Origin of the sequence: Crenobacter oryzisoli, assembly GCF_030385785.1 — a bacterium.
In the GTDB taxonomy this organism is placed as follows: domain Bacteria; phylum Pseudomonadota; class Gammaproteobacteria; order Burkholderiales; family Chromobacteriaceae; genus Crenobacter_A; species Crenobacter_A oryzisoli.
This window is the reverse complement of record NZ_JAUEDK010000006.1, coordinates 49,210-69,756: the sequence shown is the minus strand read 5'-3', so window position 1 is coordinate 69,756 and position 20,547 is coordinate 49,210. Positions and strand designations below refer to the sequence as shown.

The following is a 20,547-nucleotide window of genomic DNA, read 5'->3' as shown; positions in this document are numbered from 1 at the left end:
ATGGACCTCAAACGACTTCTGAAGCGGGTGAAGCCGGGCCGCGGCGCAGTGATCGGTCTGCCTTATCTGTGGTTGATGGTGTTCTTTCTGATCCCGTTCCTGATCGTGCTGAAAATCAGTTTCGCCGCTCAGGATGTGGCGATCCCGCCGTTCACCCATCTGGTGAGCTACGGCGACGACGGGACGCTGAACATCGCGCTCAACCTGGCGAACTTCCAGTTCATCCTGACCGACGCGCTGTACGCCGATACTTATCTGTCGTCGCTGCGGGTGGCGTTTGTTACCACGCTGTGCTGCCTGTTGATCGGCTACCCGATTGCGTATGCGATCGCCCGGGCACGCCCGGAGATCCGCAACGGCCTGTTGCTGGCGGTGATGCTGCCGTTCTGGACTTCGTTCCTGCTGCGGGTGTACGCGTGGATGGGCCTGTTGAACCAGAACGGGCTGATCAATCAGTTCCTGATGGCGACCGGCATCGTGCACGAGCCCCTGCAATTGTTCCACAACGACTTCTCGCTGTACCTGGTGATGGTGTATGCGTACCTGCCGTTCATGATCCTGCCGCTGTATTCGCACTTGGTGAAGATGGACCTGCGCCTTCTGGAAGCGGCCAATGATTTGGGTGCACGGCCGCTGCGGGCATTCTGGAAGATCACCCTGCCGCTGTCGAAGAACGGCATCATCGCGGGTGCGATGATGGTGTTCATCCCGGCGGTGGGTGAATTCGTGATCCCGGAGCTGGTCGGTGGTTCGGATACGCTGATGATCGGCAAGGTGCTGTGGAACGAGTTCTTCGACAACAACAACTGGCCGATGGCCTCGGCGGTGGCGACCTTCATGGTGTTGCTGCTGATCGTGCCGATCGCGCTGTTCCACCGCTTCGAGACCCGCCAACTGGAGGGAGAGAAACATGTATAACGACGGCCGTTTGTCCTGGTTCCTGAAGGGCGTGTTGGCGCTGGGCTACCTGTTCCTGTATGTGCCGATCCTGAGCCTGATCGTCTACTCGTTCAACGCGTCGAAGCTGGTGACGGTGTGGGGCGGTTTCTCCACCCGCTGGTACGGGTCGTTGTTCCAGAACGACCAGATCATCTCGGCGGTGCTCCTGTCGGTAAAGATCGCGCTGGCCAGCGCCTGTGCGGCGGTGGTGCTCGGCACGGTGGCTGGCTTCGTGCTGGCGCGCTTCAAGCGCTTCCGCGGTAGCACCTTGTTTGCCGGCATGATGACCGCGCCGATGGTGATGCCGGAAGTGATCACTGGCCTGTCGATGCTGCTGCTGTTCATCTCGATGCAGCAGTTCTTCGGAGCACCGTCAGAGCGCGGCTTCTTCACCATCTGGATCGGCCACACCACGCTGTGCATGGCCTATGTGGCGGTGGTGGTGCGCTCGCGGCTGATGGAGATCGACCAGTCGCTGGAGGACGCGGCGATGGACCTGGGTGCCCGGCCGGTGAAGATCTTCTTCAAGATCACGCTGCCGCTGGTGTCGCAGGCGATCGCATCGGGCTTCCTGCTGTCGGTGACGCTGTCGCTGGACGACCTGGTGACCACTGCCTTCCTGTCCGGCCCGGGCTCGACCACGCTGCCGCAGGTGATCTTCTCGAAGGTGCGCCTGGGGCTGAATCCGGAGATCAACGCGTTGGCTACGATCACCGTACTGGTGGTTGGCACCATCGTCATCGTCGCCAATTACCTGATGATGAACGCGCAGCGCAAGCGCGATAAGGCGATTGCCGCCGCGATGCGTGGCGACGATGCCGATCAGCAGAACGGCGTCGGCAACGCTAAGGCCGCCGTCAGCCTGGCGTAACAGTTGTACCGATCACGGCGCGGGCTTCGGCACGCGCCGTTTGTTTTCCTCGGAAGCGGCACTGGCCGCTTCCGGTCAACCTTGTTGCGGCACCCTCATCGCCGCACGCGAGGAAACCGTAGTGAACCTGACCATTCCCTGATCCATCCTGTCATCCACCGACCCAGAGGTAGCTATGCTCGACTTCGCCCGCCAGCCCCACGCCCCATCGTATTACGCTGCGACCGCCGTCCCGTGGCCGTTGCACCCGGAGCTGAAAGGGGGTGTGTCGTGCGATGTCTGTGTGGTGGGCGGCGGCCTGTCTGGTATCTCGGCCGCGCTCAACCTGGCCGAAAAGGGCTTCCAGGTCGTGTTGCTCGAGGGTTCGCGCATCGGTTTCGGTGCGTCGGGGCGCAACGGCGGCCAGGTGATTGCCGGCTATGCCTGCGATATCGACACCCTCCGCAGCCAGCTCGGCGACGAGCTGGCCCGTGCGATGTGGGACATGTCGGTGGAGGCGGTCGATATCATCGATCAGCGGGTGCGCCAGCATGGCATCGACTGCGACTGGACGCGCGGTTTCGCCAGTGTGGCGGTCAAGCCCGGCCAGATGGGCGAGTTGCAGGACTGGTGCGAGGAGGCGGCCAACCGCTACGGCTACCGTCACCTGACGCTGTGGGACAAGGCGACGCTGCGACAGCAGGTCGGCTCCGAGCGTTACCAGGGGGGGCTGTACGACGATTTTTCCGGCCACATCCATCCGCTCAACTACAACCTCGGGCTTGCCCGTGCGGCCGAAGCGGCCGGGGTGGTGATCTACGAGAACTCGCCGGTGGTGAAACTGGAGCAGGGTGGACGGCCACGCGTCGTTACCGAGCACGGCGTGGTGACCTGCACCGAGGTGGTGCTGGCCTGCAATTCCTATATCGGCAAGCTGATACCGTCGCTGGATCGGCGCATCATGCCAGCCGGCACCTACGTGATCGCCACCGAGCCCTTGGGCGAGGCGCGCGCGAAGCGGCTGATTGCCAACAATATGGCGGTGTGCGATACCAACTTCGTGCTCGACTATTACCGGCTGTCGGCCGACCATCGCCTGCTGTTCGGCGGCAAGGTCAGCTATTCGGGGCGCGAGCCGCATCACCTGGCCGAGGCGATGCGCAAGGACATGCTGCGGGTGTTTCCGCAACTGGCCGACGTGAAGATCGACTACGCCTGGGGCGGCTATTGCGACATCACGCTGAACCGCGCGCCGGACTTCGGCAGGTTATCGAGCAATGTCTACTACCTGCAGGGCTTCTCGGGTCACGGTGTCAACGTGACCGGTCTTGCCGGCAAGGTTGTGGCCGAGGCGATTGCCGGCAGCGCGGGGAGGCTCGACTTGTTCGAGAAGCTGCGCCATCGCGACTTTCCTGGCGGACCGTTACTGCGCACACCGGCCTTGGTGCTGGGCATGGCCTATTACCGATTGCGCGACTATTTCTGAACAGTCTTGCCTGACACCGCCGATGGTGTCGGTAGTCAAGAGCCGGTGAATCCGATGGCAAGCGTCGGGTTCACCGGCTTTGCTTATGGCTTGAACGTTAGGTTCGGGGAGTGGCTACGGGGGAAACGACGGATCAGAGGTCAGCAGCTGTGCCGTGGGCGACGTGTGCGGGGTTTGGTGCTGGAAATTTCACGGCTGGAGCCGAAGGCGCCGATCAGCATGGCGTAGAGGCTGACACGGGCGGCAAGCTGGAGAGGGGCGGTGAATAGGTAGTTGTCGGACGATTGCTGACGGTTGTGGGTGGTACGGGTGGAGGAACGGCGCAACGTAAACATGCAGGTCTTGTGGTGATGAAGATAGCGGCATCTTACGCCTGATTTGTGAAAAAAACATTAATATTCAGTTGGTTGAGAGTTTTTGTCGATATATCAATATTTGATGCATAAAAAATTTCGCCTAGAAATCAAATGTTTATTACGGAATGACGGCCGTCGAAAATTTTCCACACTGACTGGCAAGGTGCGACGCCCTGTGCATCGGACGGTTTGGAGATTGTCGACTGATTTTTTGACAGTTTTGCCAATGTCAAACCGGATTGTCAGACCCCTTCTAAAGCCTTGATTTGCTAGGCTGTTCATTAAATTGGACAGCTTAAAATTTCACTTGTCCTCACCCCCCTTGCTGCCTACAATCCGCCCTCATTCTGATTTTCTATAGTGCAGTGCAAACAGCATTGCACCGCCCCGACATCCTTGGCAAACGTTGGCCCGCAGCCGTGCACTAAGGGGCGTGATTTCTATGGCTTTACTTGAGGAATACTCATGGCATGGACTGTGGCTGACAGCCGGAGCCTGTATGGCATCCGGCATTGGGGTTCGGGTTACTTTGACGTCGGGGACGATGGCCGGGTGACGGTGAAGCCGAACACGCGCGAGGCGCACACGATCGATCTGTTCGAGCTGGCGCATACGCTCGGCGACAAGGGGCTCGATCTGCCGCTCTTGGTGCGCTTCCCGGACATCCTGCAGGACCGTGTTACCCGACTGTGCCGCGCCTTCGATAATGCTATCGCCCAGATCGGCTACAACAACCGCTACACCGCAATCTACCCGATCAAGGTGAACCAGCAGGAGGCGGTGGTGAAGAGCATCATCGCTACTCGCGACGTGTCGATCGGTCTTGAGGCTGGCTCCAAGCCTGAGCTGATGGCGGTGCTGGCGCTGGCGCCCAAGGGCGGCACCATCGTCTGCAACGGTTACAAGGACCGCGATTTCATCCGCCTTGCGCTGATCGGCCAGAAGCTCGGCCACCAGGTGTTCATCGTCATCGAGAAAGAGTCCGAGGTCGACCTGGTGATCGAAGAGTCGAAGCGTCTCGGCGTTCGGCCAACCGTGGGCGTTCGCGTGCGCCTGTCGTCGCTGGCGTCGAGCAAGTGGGCCGATACTGGCGGTGACAAGGGCAAGTTCGGCCTGTCGGCCGCGCAGCTGATCTCGGTTACTGACAAGCTCGCCGACGCTGGCATGAGCGACTGCGTGCGCCTGATGCACTTCCACATGGGCTCGCAGATTGCCAACATCGGCGACTACCGCGCCGGCTTCCGCGAAGCGATCCGCTACTTCGCCGAGCTGCGTGCGCTGGGCATGCCGATCGATCATGTCGACGTCGGCGGCGGCCTGGGGGTCGACTACGACGGCACCCACTCGCGCAACGACAGCTCGATCAACTACGACATGGACGAGTACGCCAGCGTGATCGTGTCGATGCTGGCCGAGTTCTGCGAAGAGAACGGCATTCCGCATCCGCGCATCCTGTCCGAGTCGGGGCGCGCGATGACTGCCCACCACGCAGTGCTGATCATGAACGTGACCGACGTCGAGCGCCTGCCGGAAACGGTGCCAGAAGTCGACGACCCGAGCGAGCTCGCCAAGCCGGTGAAGAAACTGTTCGAGCTGATGAACCTGGCCGACGCCGACATGGTCACCGAGACCTACTACCGCGCCAGCCACTACATCGCCGACGTGTCCGACCTGTACGCCGAAGGCCGTATCACGCTGAAGGAAAAGGCCGTGGCCGAGCAGGTGCATGCCGCACTGTGCCGCCGCCTGCACAGCCAGTTGCAGGCCAGCCAGCGCTCGCAGCGCCAGGTGTTCGACGAGCTGACTGACAAGCTCGCCGATAAGTACTTCTGCAACTTCTCGGTATTCCAGAGCCTGCCGGATACCTGGGCGATCGACCAGATCCTGCCGATCATGCCGATCCACCGCCTGGCCGAGCAGCCGACCCGCCGTGCAGTGCTTCAAGACCTGACCTGCGACTCGGACGGCAAGGTGAAGCAGTACGTCGACCAGCAGAGCATCGAATCGAGCCTGTCGGTGCACGAAGTGGCGCCGGGCGAGGAGTATCTGGTGGCGGTATTCCTGGTAGGGGCCTACCAGGAGATTCTCGGCGACATGCACAACCTGTTCGGCGATACCGATTCGGCCAACGTCTACGTGCGTGAGGGCGGCAAGCTGGAGTTCGCCGGCATCGAGGAACACGATACCATCGAGGACATGCTGCGCTATGTGCACCTGTCGCCGGAAGAAATCCTCAACCGCTACGAGGAAAAGGCACGCGCCGCGCAGCTGTCCGCCGACGAGCGCAACGCCTACTTCGCCGAGTTCTGCCGCGGGCTGAAGCAGTCGTCGTACCTGTCGGTGTAATGCACGGGCAGGGCGATATGCCGGCCCTGCCTGCCAAGGTTGGCCGAACCCGGTAGAGGGTTCGGCCAACCTTTTTGTTTATGCAATGGCCATGCTATGGTGGGGGCGGCATTGTCGCCGGCTTTTCACGAACGGAATCCCGATGGCCTCGTATACCGCCACCGTCGCCTGGCAGCGCGATGGGCAGATCTTTACCGACAACCGCTACAGCCGGGCCCATGTCTGGCGTTTTGATGGCGGCGTCGAGGTGCCGGCTTCGTCGTCACCCCATGTGGTGCCACTGCCGTATTCGAGCGAAGCGGCGATCGACCCGGAGGAGGCCTTCGTCGCCTCGCTGTCGAGCTGCCACATGCTGTGGTTCCTGTCGCTGGCGGTGGAGCAGGGCTGGACGGTGGACAGCTATCACGACGAGGCTGTCGGCAAGATGGCGCGCAATGCCGAGAAGAAATTGGCGATGACCGAGGTGGTGCTGCGCCCGCTGGTGGTGTTTGGCGGAGAGCATCAGCCAAGCCGGGAGCAGGTGGACTCGCTGCATCATGCGGCACACGAGGCTTGCTTCATTGCCAACTCAGTGAAGACCGAGGTGCGTTGCGAGCCGCGGTTTGCCGACTGAGCCGGATCGCTGCCTGAACGCGCACGATGGGTAAACAAAAACCGGGACCGCAGTCCCGGTTTTTTCATGACATGAAGTTGACTTACGGACGCTCGACCGCCAGTGCCACGCCCATGCCGCCGCCGATGCACAGCGTGGCCAGGCCTTTCTTGGCATCGCTGCGCTGCATTTCATGCAGCAGCGTTACCAGCACGCGGGCGCCGGATGCGCCGATCGGGTGACCCAGTGCGATTGCACCGCCGTTCACGTTGACCTTGGAAAGGTCCCACTTCAGCTCGCGGGTGACACCCAGAGCCTGGGCGGCGAACGCTTCGTTGGCCTCGATCAGGTCGAGGTCTTCGACGCTCCAGCCGGCCTTCGCCAGTGCCTTGCGGGTGGCGCTGACCGGGCCCATGCCCATGATTTCCGGCGCGCAGCCGGACAGCGCATAGCCACGCACCACGGCCAGCGGCTTCAGGCCCAGCTCCTTGGCCTTGTCGGCCGACATCATCAGCACAGCCGCGGCGCCGTCATTCAGGCCCGAGGCGTTGCCGGCGGTGACGGAACCATCCTTCTTGAAGGCCGGACGCAGCTTGCCCAGCCCTTCGGCGGTGGCACCGGCCTTGATGAACTCGTCGCGGGTAAAGGCAACCGGGTCGCCCTTACGCTGCGGCACCAGCACCGGCACGATCTCGGCGTCGAACTTGCCGGCAGCTTGGGCAGCTTCGGCGCGGTTCTGCGAAGCAGTAGCCAGCTGGTCCTGTTCTTCGCGGCTGATGCCGTATTTCTCGGCGATGTTCTCGGCAGTGATGCCCATGTGGTACTGGTTGTACACATCGGTCAGGCCGTCGTAGACCATGGTGTCGACCAGTTGGGTGTTACCCATGCGGAAGCCGTCGCGCGAACCCGGCAGGATGTGCGGGGACAGCGACATGCTTTCCTGGCCGCCGGCGATCACGATCTCGGCGTCACCGTTGGCGATGGCCTGGGCGGCGAGGTGGGTGGCGCGAAGGCCAGAGCCGCACACCACGTTCAGGGTGGTGGCCGGGGTGGTGACCGGCAGGCCAGCCTTGATCAGCGCCTGACGCGCCGGGTTCTGGCCGACGCCTGCGGTGAGCACTTGGCCGAGGATGACTTCAGAGACTTGTTCCGGGGCGAGGCCGGTGTCTTCCAGCAGAGCTTTGATTACGGTAGCGCCCAGCTCCGGGGCAGGAATCTTGGCAAGAGAGCCACCGAAGTTACCGATGGCAGTGCGGCGGGCGGCAACAATCACTACGTCTTGCATTGTGTTTCATCTCCGTATAGAGGGCGCCGGGTTGCCCCGGCGGGTCAGCTTGCTGGCGTCTTCGGCCAGCTTTGTTTGTTCAGTGCAGGTGAACCACCTGCGGTGCATAAGCCTTGGCGCGCACATAGGAACCCGGGGCCGGTAGCAGCGGCGGGAATTCCTTGTTGCCCTGGGCCTTCGGTGCGGCGACATGCTTGCCCGACTGCGGGGCGAGCCAGCTGTCCCAGTCCTTCCACCAGCTGCCCGGGCGGCTTTCCGCCCCTTCGAACCAGGCGTCCGGCGATTCCGGCAGGTTCTCATTCACCCAGTAGTTGCGCTTGTCCTTGGTCACCGGGTTAATCGAACCGGCGATGTGGCCCGAGGCACCCAGCACGAAGCGGCGGCTCGGTGCGCTGCTCAGGTATTTCAGACCGTTGAAGGCACCTTGCCACAGCACGATGTGGTCTTCACGGGCGGCGAACACATAGATCGGAATGTCGATCTTGCTAACGTCCACCGGCACACCGCACAGTGAGATGCTGCCAGGCTTCACCAGCGCATTGTTCATGTAGAACTGGCGCAGGAAGAAGGTGTGCATCGGCAGCGGCAGGTCGACCGCATCGTTGTTCCAGTACAAGAGGTCAAACGGCGGCGGGGTCTTACCGAGCAGGTAGTTGTTGACGACGTAGTTCCACACCAAGTCGTTGGCTCGCAGGCTGGCGAAGCTGCGGCCCAGCTCCTTGCCGCTGATGATGCCACCTTGGGCGAGCTTCGCTTCGCGGCTGGCGATAATATTGGGATCGACGTAGACCTTGATGTCGCCCGGCTCGGAGTGGTCGAGCAGCGAGGTCATGAAGGTAGCCGAGTCGAAGCAGTTGATGTTCTTGGCTTTCATCACAGCCAGGGAGGTGGCGAGGATGACGCCACCGATGCAGAAGCCCAACGCATTCATCGTAGGCTGCTTGGTGATCTTTTTCACCGCGTCGCTGGCGGCGATCACACCCTGCTCGATGTAGTTATCCCACGTGAAATGCTTCATCGCCGGCGTTGCCGAGCGCCACGAGATCAAGAACACCCGGTAACCCTGGGCGACGAAGTGGCGCACCATCGAGTTTTCCGGCTGCAGGTCCATCAGGTAGTACTTGTTGATGCACGGCGGCACGATCAAGAGCGGCTTCTCGTACACCTGCTCGGTGGTTGGGGTGTACTGGATCAGCTCGATCAGCTCGTTGCGGAACACCACCTCGCCCGGGGTGGTTGCAATGTTCACGCCGATCTCGAAGTGCGTCTCGTCCGACATCGAGATGTGGCCCTTCTGGATGTCGTCGACCATGTTCTTCATGCCTTCGACCAGGCTTTCGCCCTTGCTCTCGATGGCGCGCTTGATCACCTCGGGATTGGTCAGCATGAAGTTGGACGGGGCCATCGCATCGACGTACTGGCGGGTGATGAAGCTGATGCGTTCCTTGGTGTCGCCCTCGAGCTGTGCCTGGTCAACCAGCTCCAGCATCCATTTGGAGGTGAGCAGATAGCTCTGCTTCAGGAAGCTGTAGAACGGATGCTCGTCCCACTCCGGAGCCGCGAAGCGGCGGTCACCGCTCTTGGCCGCGGTGCCGTCTTGAGGCTTCTGGCCCAGGAAATTGAGCCACAGGCCGAGCTGTTGCTGGTAGAGCTCGGTCTGCAGGTTGACGAACTGGCTGGCGTTGCTGACCAGCTGTGCCCAGGCATCGGTCACCGAGGCGGGCGGCTGATCAGGCGTCTGCTGGCCCAGCGTCAGTGTGTTGACAAATTGCTGCATCCATTTCTGGTTGGCGGCGGTCAGGTTGTTGAAAAACGCCTCCAGCGAGGCGTGGGTATCCTGGCTCACAAACAGTCTCCTAGGCAAAACGCGGCAGCCTGCGCATGATGAAGCAGGCGCTGATATTCGAGCGGGTGGTTGGTTCCCGAACTGATACGAAAATCTAACAGCAATTTATGACAAATGCACGATTTGCCTGAGGGCACGCGACACAAGGCGGTAATCCGCTGTGCTGCACCTGCGTAGAGTTTTCCCCCTAATCGTTGCGTTTGGCAAGCGAAAATTAGGTTACGGGTCGTTGGTGCTGTTGATTGTCTGACAATTTTTGTGTGCAATGCAGCAAGACTTGAAAAATTTATTGGTGTCACCCAACTAAGGTTCGTGATGACGATCGTAGAAAGGAATTTGCTCCATGCGATTTGACAAACTGACCACCAAGTTCCAGCAGGCCATCCAGGATGCGCAGAGTCTGGCCGTTGCGAACGACAACCCCTATATCGAGCCGCAGCATCTGTTGGTCGCTATGCTCGACGACACCGACAGCGGCGTCGGCAGCCTGTTGGCTCGCGCCGGCGTCAACGTGGCCGGCCTGCGCCATGCGCTGAAGAGCGCGATCGATCGCCTGCCGCGCGTGCAGGGCACCGGTGGCGAGATTACCGTGTCGCGCGAGCTGGGCAATCTGCTCAATCTGACCGACAAGGCGGCGATGAAGCGCGGCGATGCTTATATCGCCAGTGAGTTGTTCCTGCTGGCGCTGCTCGAAGACAAGGGCGAGGCCGGCCGGCTGTTCAAGGAGCACGGCGCATCGGCCCAGGCGCTGAACGCCGCGATCGACGCGGTGCGCGGTGGCGCTACGGTGGAAAACGCCGATGCGGAGAGCCAGCGCGAGGCGCTGAAGAAGTACACGCTCGACCTGACCGAGCGGGCGCGCGAAGGCAAGCTCGACCCGGTGATCGGTCGCGATGACGAGATTCGTCGTGCGATCCAGGTGCTGCAGCGTCGCACCAAGAACAACCCGGTGCTGATCGGCGAGCCGGGTGTCGGCAAGACCGCTATCGTCGAGGGCCTGGCGCAGCGCATCGTCAACGGCGAGGTGCCGGAGTCGCTGAAGCACAAGCGCCTCTTGGTGCTGGACCTGGCCGCGCTGATCGCCGGCGCGAAGTTTCGCGGCGAGTTCGAGGAGCGCCTGAAGGCGGTGCTGAACGACCTGGCCAAGGACGACGGCAACACGCTGATTTTTATCGACGAAATCCACACCCTGGTTGGCGCCGGCAAGGCCGAGGGCGCGATGGATGCGGGCAATATGCTGAAACCGGCGCTGGCGCGCGGCGAGCTGCACTGCCTGGGCGCGACCACGCTTGACGAGTACCGCAAGTACATCGAGAAGGACGCCGCGCTGGAGCGCCGCTTCCAGAAGGTGCTGGTCGACGAGCCGTCGGTGGAGAGCACCATCGCCATCCTGCGCGGTCTGCAGGAGCGTTATGAGATCCACCACGGTGTGGACATCACCGACCCGGCGATCGTGGCTGCTGCCGAGCTCTCCCACCGCTACATCACCGACCGCTTTCTGCCGGACAAGGCGATCGACCTGATCGACGAGGCGGCGAGCAAGATCAAGATGGAACTCGACTCCAAACCGGAGGAGATGGACAAGCTCGACCGTCGTCTGATCCAGCTGAAGATCGAACGCGAGGCGGTGAAAAAGGAAACCGACGAGGCGTCGAAGAAGCGGCTGTTGCTGATCGAGGAAGAGATCGAGGCACTGTCGCGCGACTATGCTGACCTCGAGGAGATCTGGAAGGCCGAGAAGGCCAGTGCCCAGGGCAGCCAGAGCATCAAGGAGGAGATCGACAAGCTCAAGGTGCAGATGGAGGATCTGAAGCGCAAGGGCGACTGGCAAGGCTTGGCCGAACTGCAGTACGGCAAGCTGCCGCAGCTGGAGGCGCGCCTGAAGGAAGCCGAGGCAGCCGGTGACGGCGAGAAGAAGCCGAACCGTCTCCTGCGCACTCAGGTGGGGGCCGAGGAAATCGCCGAGGTGGTGTCGCGGATGACCGGTATCCCGGTAGCCAAGATGCTGGAGGGCGAGCGCGACAAGCTCTTGAAGATGGAGGAGGTGCTGCATTCACGCCTGGTCGGCCAGGATGAGGCGGTGCATGCGGTGTCCGACGCGATCCGCCGCAGCCGTTCGGGGCTGGCCGATCCGAACAAGCCTTATGGCTCCTTCCTGTTCCTCGGCCCGACCGGGGTGGGCAAGACCGAGCTGTGCAAGACGCTGGCGAGCTTCCTGTTCGACAGCGAGGACCACCTGATCCGCATCGATATGTCCGAGTACATGGAGAAGCACTCGGTGGCACGTCTGATCGGTGCGCCGCCGGGCTATGTCGGTTACGAGGAGGGCGGCTATCTGACCGAGCAGGTGCGTCGCAAGCCGTACAGCGTGATCCTGCTCGACGAGGTGGAGAAGGCGCACCCGGACGTGTTCAACATCCTCTTGCAGGTGTTGGACGACGGCCGCTTGACCGATGGCCAGGGGCGCACGGTGGACTTCAAGAACACCGTGGTGGTGATGACCTCGAACATCGGCAGCCAAGTGATCCAGACGATGGATACCGATGACTACCAAGTGATCAAGTTGGCGGTGATGGCCGAGGTGAAGAATCACTTCCGGCCGGAGTTCATCAACCGGATTGACGAGGTGGTGGTGTTCCACGCGCTCGACGAGAAGCATATCAAGTCGATCGCTCGCATCCAGCTCAAGGGCCTGGAGGCGCGTCTGGCCAAGCTGGAGCTATCGCTGCAGGTCACCGACGCCGCGCTCGACGAGCTGTCCCAGGCCGGTTTCGACCCGGTATACGGCGCGCGGCCGCTGAAGCGGGCGATTCAGAGCGAGATCGAGAACCCACTTGCCAAGGCGATCCTGACCGGCAGGTACCCGCCGAAGGCGACGGTGCTGATCGACGCGAAGAACGGCGAGCTGGTCTTCGAGTGAGCTGTCCGCTTTGGCCGCAGAGGCGGCCAAGCCAGAGAGCCCCCAGACGGGGGCTCTTTTTTATGGAAGTGTCGGCCTGCATCGTGAAGAGGGGGAGAGCAAGAATCGGATTGCCCTGCTGCAATGGATCGGCAACACTCATCGCCTTGTCCAGCCGTCCGGAAGAAACCCATCGTGCCCGATTTTGTCGTTCCACTGCCGCCGGCGTTCCGCCGCAGCGAAGTGCTGGCCTTTCACGGTCGCGACCCCTTGCAACTGGCCGAGCGGGTAGACGGCGGGAGGCTTAGGAAAGGGCTGTTGTTGGACGGTCAGGCTGGCGTGCTGACCATCGAGCTGGGCGAGGAGGTGGCGTTGTGTCGTTTCGACGGTGACGGACGCGGAGAGGGGGCGGATGTGGCGAGGCTCACCGGCATCGTTGAGCGAATGCTCGGGCTGCACCTGGAGCCGCGGCAATTCGAAACCCGGTTTTGCGACGACTCACTACTCGGGTCGCTGATCGCGCGCCAGCCGGGGTTGCGCATCCCGCAGGCCGCGACCGCCTTCGAGGCACTGACCTGGGCAATCACCGGCCAGCAAATCAACCTCGCTTTCGCTATTACCTTGCGGCGGCGACTGATCGAGCGCGCGGGGCGCAGACATTCGAGCGGGCTGTGGTGCTACCCGCAGGCGGAGCAACTGGCCGATCTGACGCCGGAAGAATTGGGTGAACTCAAGTTCACTCGGGCCAAGAGCGAGACACTGGTGCGTGTGGCGCGGCAGGTGGCAGCGGGAGAGCTGGATCTGGAGGCGTTGGCCGGCTGTGACCCGATGACCGCCGAGCGGCAGTTGACGGCGGTTAAGGGTATTGGCCCGTGGACCGCTCACTATACCTTGCTGCGCGGCTTGGGCATGGCCGACTGCTCGCTGCACGGTGATGTGGCGGTGCGCAATGCGCTAACGACATTGACTGGCAGTGAAGGGAAGCTGACGGTGACCGACGCGGAACGGGTGCTCGGTCGCTATGCGCCATTTCGCTCGCTGGCTGCGGCCCACCTGTGGGCGAGCCTCAGCAAGAGCGAGGCTTGAGCGCTCGGCTCAGTCTTCCAGCAGTTGGCGCAACACCTTGTCGAGGACGGCGGAGATGCCGTCGCGGTTCAGCTGCGGGTGCGACACTCCACGGCAGTTGAGGCCTTCGAACAGCGCGATCATCACGTCGATGCGAGCATCGAGATCGGTTGCCGGTAGCGGTGGCAAGCCGCGTTGGCGGCGACCGTTCTCGATCGTCTCGCCCAGCAGCTTCCGGCCAATCGCGTCCTTTGTGCGGGTGATCTTGGCGACTTCCGGGTTGCGCGATGATTCGGCCAGGATCTCCAGCTGCAGCGCTGAATCGCGCGCGTCGGTATGCGTGTCGATGTCGACGGCAACCCGGTTGAGTATGGCCTTGATGATGTCTTCTGCGTTTCTGAAGCCTTCCAGTATTTCGATAATGCGCACAAGGTCGCGATCGACGATCGCGGCAATGATTGCTTCCTTGTTTTCGAAGTAGTGGTAGATGTGACCGACGCTCATGCCGGCTTCGCGGGCGATCTGTGCCATGCCGGCGCTATGAAAACCGTGTCGGCGAAAACAGTCGGCGGCGGCGTCGAGCACCTGCTGGCGGCGCAATGTCGCACTTTCACGCTCGCATCGCCCTGGATTCGGAACCATTTGACCCTCCTGACGGTCTTTTTTGTGTTTATGTAGTACCGTGCGTAATTAATCGCTTGTCAATCTAGTTGCCGCAATCTTAGAATGCTCATTCTAGAATGATCGTTCATTCTAATTTGAATTCGCCGTTCTTCCAAATAACCCGTCGTCGCGAAAGCACCGGAGCCCGACTGGCTCGGTGTTGACAAAGCATGTGATAACGCAGGCGACTTTGTGGGTGGTGACCGTTCCGGGGGTGACCGGGCGGTCTTGTCGTTTTTTCAGTTGAGGTAGCTTATGCAGAGTGGAACAAGACGCGCATTGTTTGCCGTCGGCCTGATCGCCGGCAGCATCGCGCTGGCGGGCTGCGGCAAATCCGTCGCCGCCAACGCGCCGGCGGCGACCGGGCCGGTCGAGGTCGGCGTGGTGACGATCCAGCCGCAGCGTGTCGCACTGACCAGCGAGCTGGCGGGGCGCACCGCGCCGTATATGGTGTCGGAGGTGCGTCCGCAGGTCGGTGGTCTCATCCAGAAGCGCCTGTTCAAGGAAGGTGGCGACATCAAGGCTGGCCAGGTGCTCTACCAGATCGATCCGGCGAGCTACCAGGCTGCCTATGACAGCGCGAAGGCCGCCCTCGACAAGGCGCGCGCCAATCTGGGCTCGATCAAGCTCAAGGCCGACCGCTACAAGGAGCTGGTGTCGATCAACGCCGTGTCCAAGCAGGACTTCGACGATGTGAGCGCCTCGCTGAAGCAGGCAGAGGCCGACGTCGCCTCGGCCAAGGCGGCGGTCGATAACGCGCGCATCAACCTCGATTACACCCGTATCACGGCGCCAATCTCCGGGCGTATCGGCCGCTCGTCGGTGACCCCGGGCGCCTTGGTTACCGCCAATCAGACGGTAGCGCTGTCCACCGTGCAGCAGCTCGACCCGATCTATGTCGACGTGACGCAGGCCAGCGCCCAGGTGCTCAAGCTCAAGCGCGAGTTGGCCGAAGGTCAGCTGCAGAATGACGGCGAAAACGGCGCCAAGGTGAAGCTGACGCTGGAAGACGGCAGCAGCTATCCCCTGGAGGGCCGTCTCGAGTTGTCCGAGGTGACCGTCGATCAAGGCACCGGCAGTATCACGCTGCGCGCGGTGTTCCCGAATCCGAAGCATGAGCTACTGCCGGGCATGTACGTGCGTGCGCAACTGGTCGAGGGCGTGAAGAACGAGGCGATCCTGGCGCCGCAACAGGGCGTAACCCGAGACAACAAGGGTGGGGCAACCGCGATGGTGGTGAGCAAGAACGGCAAGGCCGAGCTGCGCCAGTTGACCACCAGCCGCGCGATCGGTGCCAGCTGGCTGGTGACTTCGGGTCTCAATGCCGGTGATCAGCTGATCGTGGAAGGCCTGCAGAAGATCAAACCAGGGGCGCCGGTGAAGCCGGTGGCCGCGACCAACCTGACCGCGGTGCAAGCCACGCCTGTCAAGCCGGCCGCCTCGGCGCCGGTGGCGGGTTAAGGCGGGAGAGACGCATGTCTAGATTCTTTATCGACCGGCCGATCTTCGCCTGGGTGATCGCGATCGTGATCATGCTGGCGGGCGCCTTGTCGATCTTCAGCCTGCCGGTGTCGCAGTACCCGGCGATTGCCCCGCCGTCAGTGTCGATCACCGCCACCTATCCGGGCGCGTCGGCCAAGACGCTGGAAGACACCGTGACCCAGGTGATCGAACAGCAGATGAACGGCATCGACAACCTGATGTACATGGCGTCGACCAGTGATTCGTCCGGGGCCGCGACCATCACGCTGACCTTCAAGGCCGGCACCAGCCCGGACATCGCGCAGGTTCAGGTGCAGAACAAGCTGCAGCTGGCGACGCCGCTGTTGCCGCAGGAAGTGCAGCAACAGGGTATCCGGGTGGCCAAGGCGACCAAGAACTACCTCTTGATCATCGGCCTGGTATCGACCGATGGCAGCATGAACAAGAACGACCTGGGCGACTACATTTCGGCCAATATCAAGGACCCGATCAGTCGTCTGCCGGGCGTTGGCGACATCCAGGTGTTCGGCTCGCAGTACGCGATGCGGATCTGGCTGGACCCGAACAAGCTCAATAGCTACCAGCTGACCGCGCTGGATGTCAGCAGCGCGATCAGCGCGCAGAACGTGCAGGTGTCGGCCGGCCAATTGGGCGGCGCCCCGGCGGTACCGGGCCAGCAGCTCAATGCGACCATCACTGCACAGACCCGTCTGCAGACGCCTGAGCAGTTCGGCAACATCCTCTTGAAGGTGACCCCGGACGGCTCCAAGGTGCTGCTGAAGGACGTGGCGCGGATGGAACTGGGTGGTGAGGACTACTCGGTCCTGAGCCGCTACAACGGCAAGCCGGCATCGGGTCTCGCGATCAAGCTCGCAAGCAATGCTAACGCGCTCGACACCGCCAACGCGGTGCGCGCCAAGATGGACAATCTGCAGAAGTTCTTCCCTCCGTCGCTGAAGGTGGTCTACCCGTACGACACCACCCCGTTCGTGAAGCTGTCGATCCACGAAGTGGTGAAGACCTTGGTCGAAGCGATCGTGCTGGTGTTCTTGGTGATGTACCTGTTCCTGCAGAACTTCCGCGCGACGCTGATCCCCACCATCGCGGTACCGGTGGTGCTCTTGGGCACCTTCGGGGTGCTGGCGGCGTCCGGCTTCTCGATCAACACGCTGACGATGTTCGGCATGGTGCTCGCCATCGGCCTGTTGGTGGACGATGCGATCGTGGTGGTGGAGAACGTCGAGCGGGTGATGAGCGAGGAGGGCTTATCGCCTAAGGAAGCGACCCGCAAGTCGATGGGCCAGATCACCGGCGCGCTGGTCGGCATCGCGCTGGTGCTGTCGGCGGTATTCGTGCCGATGGCGTTCTTCGGCGGCTCCACCGGTGCGATCTATCGCCAGTTCTCGATCACCATCGTGTCGTCGATGGCGCTGTCGGTGCTGGTGGCGCTGGTGCTGACCCCGGCCTTGTGCGCGACCATGCTCAAGCCGATCGCCAAGGGCCATCACGCGGTCGATACCGGCTTCTTCGGCTGGTTTAACCGTACCTTCGATGCCAGCAACGCGCGCTACCAGTCGGTGGTGGGGCGGATGCTCGCCAAGAGCGGCCGCTACCTGATCATCTACGGCGCAATCATCGGCATCATGGTGTTCCTGTTTATGCGCATGCCGACCGCGTTTCTGCCGGACGAAGACCAGGGCATCTTGTTCAGTAACGTGGAGCTGCCGGTCGGCGCCACCCAAGAGCGCACGCTGCGGGTGATCGAGCAGGCCGAGAACCACTTCCTGAAGGACGAGAGCAAGTCGGTCGAGTCGGTGTTCTCGGTGGTGGGCTTCAGCTTCGCCGGCCGCGGCCAGAACATGGGCCTGACCTTCGTGAAGCTGAAGGACTGGGACGAGCGTAACTCACCCGACCAGAAGGTCGGTGCGATCGCCGGCCGCGCGATGGCTGCATTCGGCAAGATCAAGGACGCGATGGCGTTTGCGTTTGCTCCGCCGGCGGTGATGGAGCTGGGTAACGCTACCGGTTTCGACCTGCAGCTGCAGGACCGCGGTGGCGTCGGCCACGAAAAGCTGATGGAAGCACGCAACATGCTGCTTGGCATGGCCAAGCAGAGCAAGGACGTCGTCGCGGTGCGCCCCAACGGCATGAACGACAACCCGCAGTACAAGATCGACATCGACCAGGAAAAGGCGTCGGCGCTGGGCCTGTCGCTGACAGACATCAACAAGACCCTGGCGACCGCCTGGGGTGGCTCTTACGTCAACGACTTTATCGACAAGGGTCGGGTAAAGAAGGTCTATCTACAGGCCGATGCGCCGTTCCGGATGCTGCCGGAGGACGTCGACAAGTGGTACGTGCGTAACAACAAGGGCGAGATGGTGCCGTTCTCGGCGTTCTCGACCGCGCGTTGGACCTACGGCTCGCCGAAGTTGGAACGCTACAACGGTATCTCTTCGGTCGAAATCCTTGGCTCGCCGGCGCCGGGCAAGAGTACCGGCCAGGCGATGCGGGCGATGGAAGACATGATCGCCAAGTTGCCGGCGGGCATCGGCTACGAGTGGACTGGCCTCTCGTATGAGGAGAAAGCGTCCGGCTCGCAGGCGCCGGCACTGTACGCGATTTCGCTGTTGGTGGTGTTCCTGTGCCTGGCCGCGCTGTACGAAAGCTGGTCGATTCCGTTCTCGGTGATGCTGGTGGTGCCGCTCGGCGTGGTCGGCGCACTGCTGGCCGCGAGCCTGCGCGGTCTGCCGAATGACGTGTACTTCCAGGTTGGCCTGCTGACCACGATCGGTCTGTCGGCGAAGAACGCGATCCTGATCGTCGAGTTCGCCAAGGAGTTGCACGAGCAGGGCAAGGGCTTGGTCGAAGCCACGCTGGAGGCGGTGCGGATGCGTCTGCGCCCGATCCTGATGACCTCGATCGCGTTCCTGCTTGGCGTGCTGCCGCTGGTGATCGCGCATGGCGCCGGCTCCGGCAGCCAGAACGCGATCGGTACCGGCGTGGCCGGCGGCATGATCAGCGCTACCGCACTGGCGATCTTCTTCGTGCCGGTGTTCTTCGTGGTGGTGCACAAGCTGTTCAAGATCGATGACAAGGCACCCAAGGGGAAAGCCCCGGCGGAGCCGGCAACGGCCGAGGAGTAACAAGATGATTCGAACCACACTGAGCCTGGCCGTGCTCGCCGCCCTGCTGACCGGCTGCGGCACGCTGGCCCCGGACTACTATCGCCCGGCCTCGCCGGTGCCGACTAGCGTGTCCGGTCCTGCGTATAAAGCGGGTAATGGTGATGCCAAGCTGTTCGCTGCCACGACCTGGCGCGACTACTTCAACGACGCCAAGCTGCAGCAGCTGATCCAGCTCTCGCTCGACAACAACCGCGACCTGCGAGTGGCGGCACTGAACATCGAGAAGGCTCGCGCGGAGTACCAGATCCAGCGTGCCGATCTGTTCCCGAGCATCGACGCCAGTGGCAGCGGTATTGGCAAACGCACGCCGGCCAGCCTGTCGAGCACCGGCCAGACGATGGTCTCGCACAGCTACAGCGCGAACCTCGGCTTCTCTTCATACGAACTCGACTTCTTCGGCCGGGTGCGCAGCCTAACGAACGCGGCGCTCGAGCAGTACCTCGCCACTGAAGAAGCGCGCAACAGCACCCAGATCAGCCTGATCGCCGAGGTGGCCAATGCCTACCTGACGCTCGGTGCCGACCACGAGCAGTTGAAGCTCGCGCAGGATACGCTGACCAGCCAGCAGTCTTCGTTCCAGCTGACCCAGCGCAGTTTCGAGCTGGGGGTGGCATCGGAGCTGGATCTGCGCCAGGCGCAGACCAGCGTCGAGACCGCCCGGGTCGACGTGGCGCGCTACACCGGCCTGGTCGCGCAGGACGAGAACGCGCTGACGCTGCTGGTGGGCGCGGCCGTGCCGCCGGATCTGCAGCCGGTCGCCGAGGTCGACACCGTCACTGCGGTGCAGGACGTGCCGGCGGACATCCCATCCGAGGTGCTGCAGCGCCGTCCCGATATCCAACAGGCCGAACACCTGCTGAAGTCGGCCAATGCCAATATCGGCGCGGCGCGGGCGGCGTTCTTCCCCAGCATCACCCTGACCGGTTTGGCCGGCAGCGCCAGTGCGCGGCTGTCCGATCTGTTCAAGGCCGGTGCGGGGGCCTGGAGCTATATCCCGCAGGTCAACCTGCCGATCTTCGACGGCGGTCGCAACCTCGCCAACCTGGATGTGGCCAAGATCGAGGAGAAGATCGCGGTGGCACAGTACGAGAAGTCGATCCAGAGTGCGTTCCGCGAAGTGGCCGATGCCTTGGCTACCCGTGGCACCATCGACGACGAGCTAACCGCCCAGCAGGCGTTGGTGGATGCGACCAACCGCAGCTACACGCTGTCGGACGCGCGCTACCGCAAGGGGGTGGACAGCTACCTGAACGTGCTCGACGCACAGCGTTCGCTGTACAGCGCCCAGCAGAACCTGATCTCCATCCGCCTGGCACGCCAGACCAACCTGGTGACGCTGTACAAGGTGTTTGGCGGCGGCTGGCAGCAGGCGCCTGCCGCCAATGTTCCGGCCAAGGCCGGCTGAGCGATGGCTCGGCCAATGTCAAAGCCCGCCATATGGCGGGCTTTTTTTCTATGTAGGGGGCTTTGATGGGTCGCCGTGGCTTTTGCCAGTAAGTCCCTGGTTTTTCAGCTTATTGGTGCAATGGCGGATAAGTGTAAATTATTTG

Annotated in this window: 14 protein-coding genes; 10 read left to right on the top strand and 4 right to left on the bottom strand. The window is 62.3% G+C overall.

Annotation, left to right across the window (positions count from 1 at the left end):
- From QU481_RS05050 to QU481_RS05040, 3 genes are all read left to right on the top strand, one after another.
- Positions 1–918 carry an ABC transporter permease subunit gene (locus QU481_RS05050; protein WP_289828816.1) on the top strand — a complete coding sequence of 306 codons (918 nt, stop codon included), beginning with the start codon at positions 1–3 and terminating at the stop codon, positions 916–918.
- Positions 911–1,810, top strand: a complete 900-nt coding sequence (locus QU481_RS05045) for an ABC transporter permease subunit (RefSeq protein WP_289828815.1) — start codon at positions 911–913, stop codon at positions 1,808–1,810. Before QU481_RS05050 ends, QU481_RS05045 begins: the two co-directional genes overlap by 8 nt.
- Before the next feature lie 175 nt (positions 1,811–1,985).
- Entirely contained in the window at positions 1,986–3,275 is a 1,290-nt protein-coding gene (locus tag QU481_RS05040; RefSeq protein ID WP_289828814.1) for an NAD(P)/FAD-dependent oxidoreductase, read from the top strand.
- A 140-nt stretch (positions 3,276–3,415) separates the two neighbouring features.
- Here QU481_RS05040 and QU481_RS05035 read toward each other — a convergent pair whose 3' ends face one another.
- Positions 3,416–3,610: a hypothetical protein gene (locus QU481_RS05035; RefSeq protein WP_289828812.1), complete on the bottom strand. Its 195-nt coding sequence runs from the start codon at positions 3,608–3,610 to the stop codon at positions 3,416–3,418.
- Between the two features lie 486 nt (positions 3,611–4,096).
- Between QU481_RS05035 and speA the strand changes: the two genes are divergently transcribed.
- Positions 4,097–5,977: an arginine decarboxylase gene (speA, locus tag QU481_RS05030; RefSeq protein ID WP_289828811.1), complete on the top strand. Its 1,881-nt coding sequence runs from the start codon at positions 4,097–4,099 to the stop codon at positions 5,975–5,977.
- A gap of 142 nt (positions 5,978–6,119) precedes the next feature.
- Positions 6,120–6,590 carry an OsmC family protein gene (locus tag QU481_RS05025; protein ID WP_289828810.1) on the top strand — a complete coding sequence of 157 codons (471 nt, stop codon included), beginning with the start codon at positions 6,120–6,122 and terminating at the stop codon, positions 6,588–6,590.
- Positions 6,591–6,672: 82 nt separating this feature from the next.
- On the opposite strand, the gene QU481_RS05020 is transcribed toward QU481_RS05025, so the two are convergent.
- Both QU481_RS05020 and QU481_RS05015 read right to left on the bottom strand, forming a co-directional pair.
- Positions 6,673–7,854, bottom strand: a complete 1,182-nt coding sequence (locus QU481_RS05020) for an acetyl-CoA C-acetyltransferase (RefSeq protein ID WP_289828808.1) — start codon at positions 7,852–7,854, stop codon at positions 6,673–6,675.
- A gap of 79 nt (positions 7,855–7,933) precedes the next feature.
- Positions 7,934–9,631 carry a PHA/PHB synthase family protein gene (locus tag QU481_RS05015; protein ID WP_435381906.1) on the bottom strand — a complete coding sequence of 566 codons (1,698 nt, stop codon included), beginning with the start codon at positions 9,629–9,631 and terminating at the stop codon, positions 7,934–7,936.
- Positions 9,632–10,043: 412 nt separating this feature from the next.
- Here QU481_RS05015 and clpB point away from each other — a divergent pair, with 412 nt between their 5' ends.
- Together clpB and QU481_RS05005 are read left to right on the top strand one after the other, a co-directional pair.
- Positions 10,044–12,620: an ATP-dependent chaperone ClpB gene (gene clpB, locus QU481_RS05010; RefSeq protein ID WP_289828805.1), complete on the top strand. Its 2,577-nt coding sequence runs from the start codon at positions 10,044–10,046 to the stop codon at positions 12,618–12,620.
- Between the two features lie 174 nt (positions 12,621–12,794).
- On the top strand, positions 12,795–13,685 hold the full coding sequence (locus QU481_RS05005) for a DNA-3-methyladenine glycosylase family protein (protein WP_289828803.1): 891 nt from the start codon (positions 12,795–12,797) through the stop codon (positions 13,683–13,685).
- Between the two features lie 9 nt (positions 13,686–13,694).
- On the opposite strand, the gene QU481_RS05000 is transcribed toward QU481_RS05005, so the two are convergent.
- Positions 13,695–14,306: a TetR/AcrR family transcriptional regulator gene (locus tag QU481_RS05000; protein ID WP_289828801.1), complete on the bottom strand. Its 612-nt coding sequence runs from the start codon at positions 14,304–14,306 to the stop codon at positions 13,695–13,697.
- 276 nt (positions 14,307–14,582) lie between these two features.
- Between QU481_RS05000 and QU481_RS04995 the strand changes: the two genes are divergently transcribed.
- From QU481_RS04995 to adeC, 3 genes are read left to right on the top strand one after another with little or no spacing between them, the layout of a single operon-like run.
- The gene (locus tag QU481_RS04995; RefSeq protein WP_289828800.1) at positions 14,583–15,788 is read left to right on the top strand and encodes an efflux RND transporter periplasmic adaptor subunit; all 1,206 of its coding nucleotides are present in this window, start codon (positions 14,583–14,585) and stop codon (positions 15,786–15,788) included.
- Between the two features lie 14 nt (positions 15,789–15,802).
- Positions 15,803–18,955 carry an efflux RND transporter permease subunit gene (locus tag QU481_RS04990; RefSeq protein ID WP_289828799.1) on the top strand — a complete coding sequence of 1,051 codons (3,153 nt, stop codon included), beginning with the start codon at positions 15,803–15,805 and terminating at the stop codon, positions 18,953–18,955.
- Positions 18,956–18,959: 4 nt separating this feature from the next.
- Entirely contained in the window at positions 18,960–20,402 is a 1,443-nt protein-coding gene (adeC, locus tag QU481_RS04985; RefSeq protein ID WP_289828798.1) for an AdeC/AdeK/OprM family multidrug efflux complex outer membrane factor, read from the top strand.
- Positions 20,403–20,547 lie beyond the last annotated feature (145 nt).

Excerpts from the sequence above, each read along its gene's own strand:
- QU481_RS05050 (WP_289828816.1), top strand. The coding sequence starts at position 1 with ATGGACCTCAAACGACTTCTGAAGCGGGTGAAGCCGGGCCGCGGCGCA.
- QU481_RS05045 (WP_289828815.1), top strand. The coding sequence starts at position 911 with ATGTATAACGACGGCCGTTTGTCCTGGTTCCTGAAGGGCGTGTTGGCG.
- QU481_RS05040 (WP_289828814.1), top strand. The coding sequence starts at position 1,986 with ATGCTCGACTTCGCCCGCCAGCCCCACGCCCCATCGTATTACGCTGCG.
- QU481_RS05035 (WP_289828812.1), bottom strand. The coding sequence starts at position 3,610 with ATGTTTACGTTGCGCCGTTCCTCCACCCGTACCACCCACAACCGTCAG.
- speA (WP_289828811.1), top strand. The coding sequence starts at position 4,097 with ATGGCATGGACTGTGGCTGACAGCCGGAGCCTGTATGGCATCCGGCAT.
- QU481_RS05025 (WP_289828810.1), top strand. The coding sequence starts at position 6,120 with ATGGCCTCGTATACCGCCACCGTCGCCTGGCAGCGCGATGGGCAGATC.
- QU481_RS05020 (WP_289828808.1), bottom strand. The coding sequence starts at position 7,854 with ATGCAAGACGTAGTGATTGTTGCCGCCCGCCGCACTGCCATCGGTAAC.
- QU481_RS05015 (WP_435381906.1), bottom strand. The coding sequence starts at position 9,631 with ATGCAGCAATTTGTCAACACACTGACGCTGGGCCAGCAGACGCCTGAT.
- clpB (WP_289828805.1), top strand. The coding sequence starts at position 10,044 with ATGCGATTTGACAAACTGACCACCAAGTTCCAGCAGGCCATCCAGGAT.
- QU481_RS05000 (WP_289828801.1), bottom strand. The coding sequence starts at position 14,306 with ATGGTTCCGAATCCAGGGCGATGCGAGCGTGAAAGTGCGACATTGCGC.
- QU481_RS04995 (WP_289828800.1), top strand. The coding sequence starts at position 14,583 with ATGCAGAGTGGAACAAGACGCGCATTGTTTGCCGTCGGCCTGATCGCC.
- QU481_RS04990 (WP_289828799.1), top strand. The coding sequence starts at position 15,803 with ATGTCTAGATTCTTTATCGACCGGCCGATCTTCGCCTGGGTGATCGCG.
- adeC (WP_289828798.1), top strand. The coding sequence starts at position 18,960 with ATGATTCGAACCACACTGAGCCTGGCCGTGCTCGCCGCCCTGCTGACC.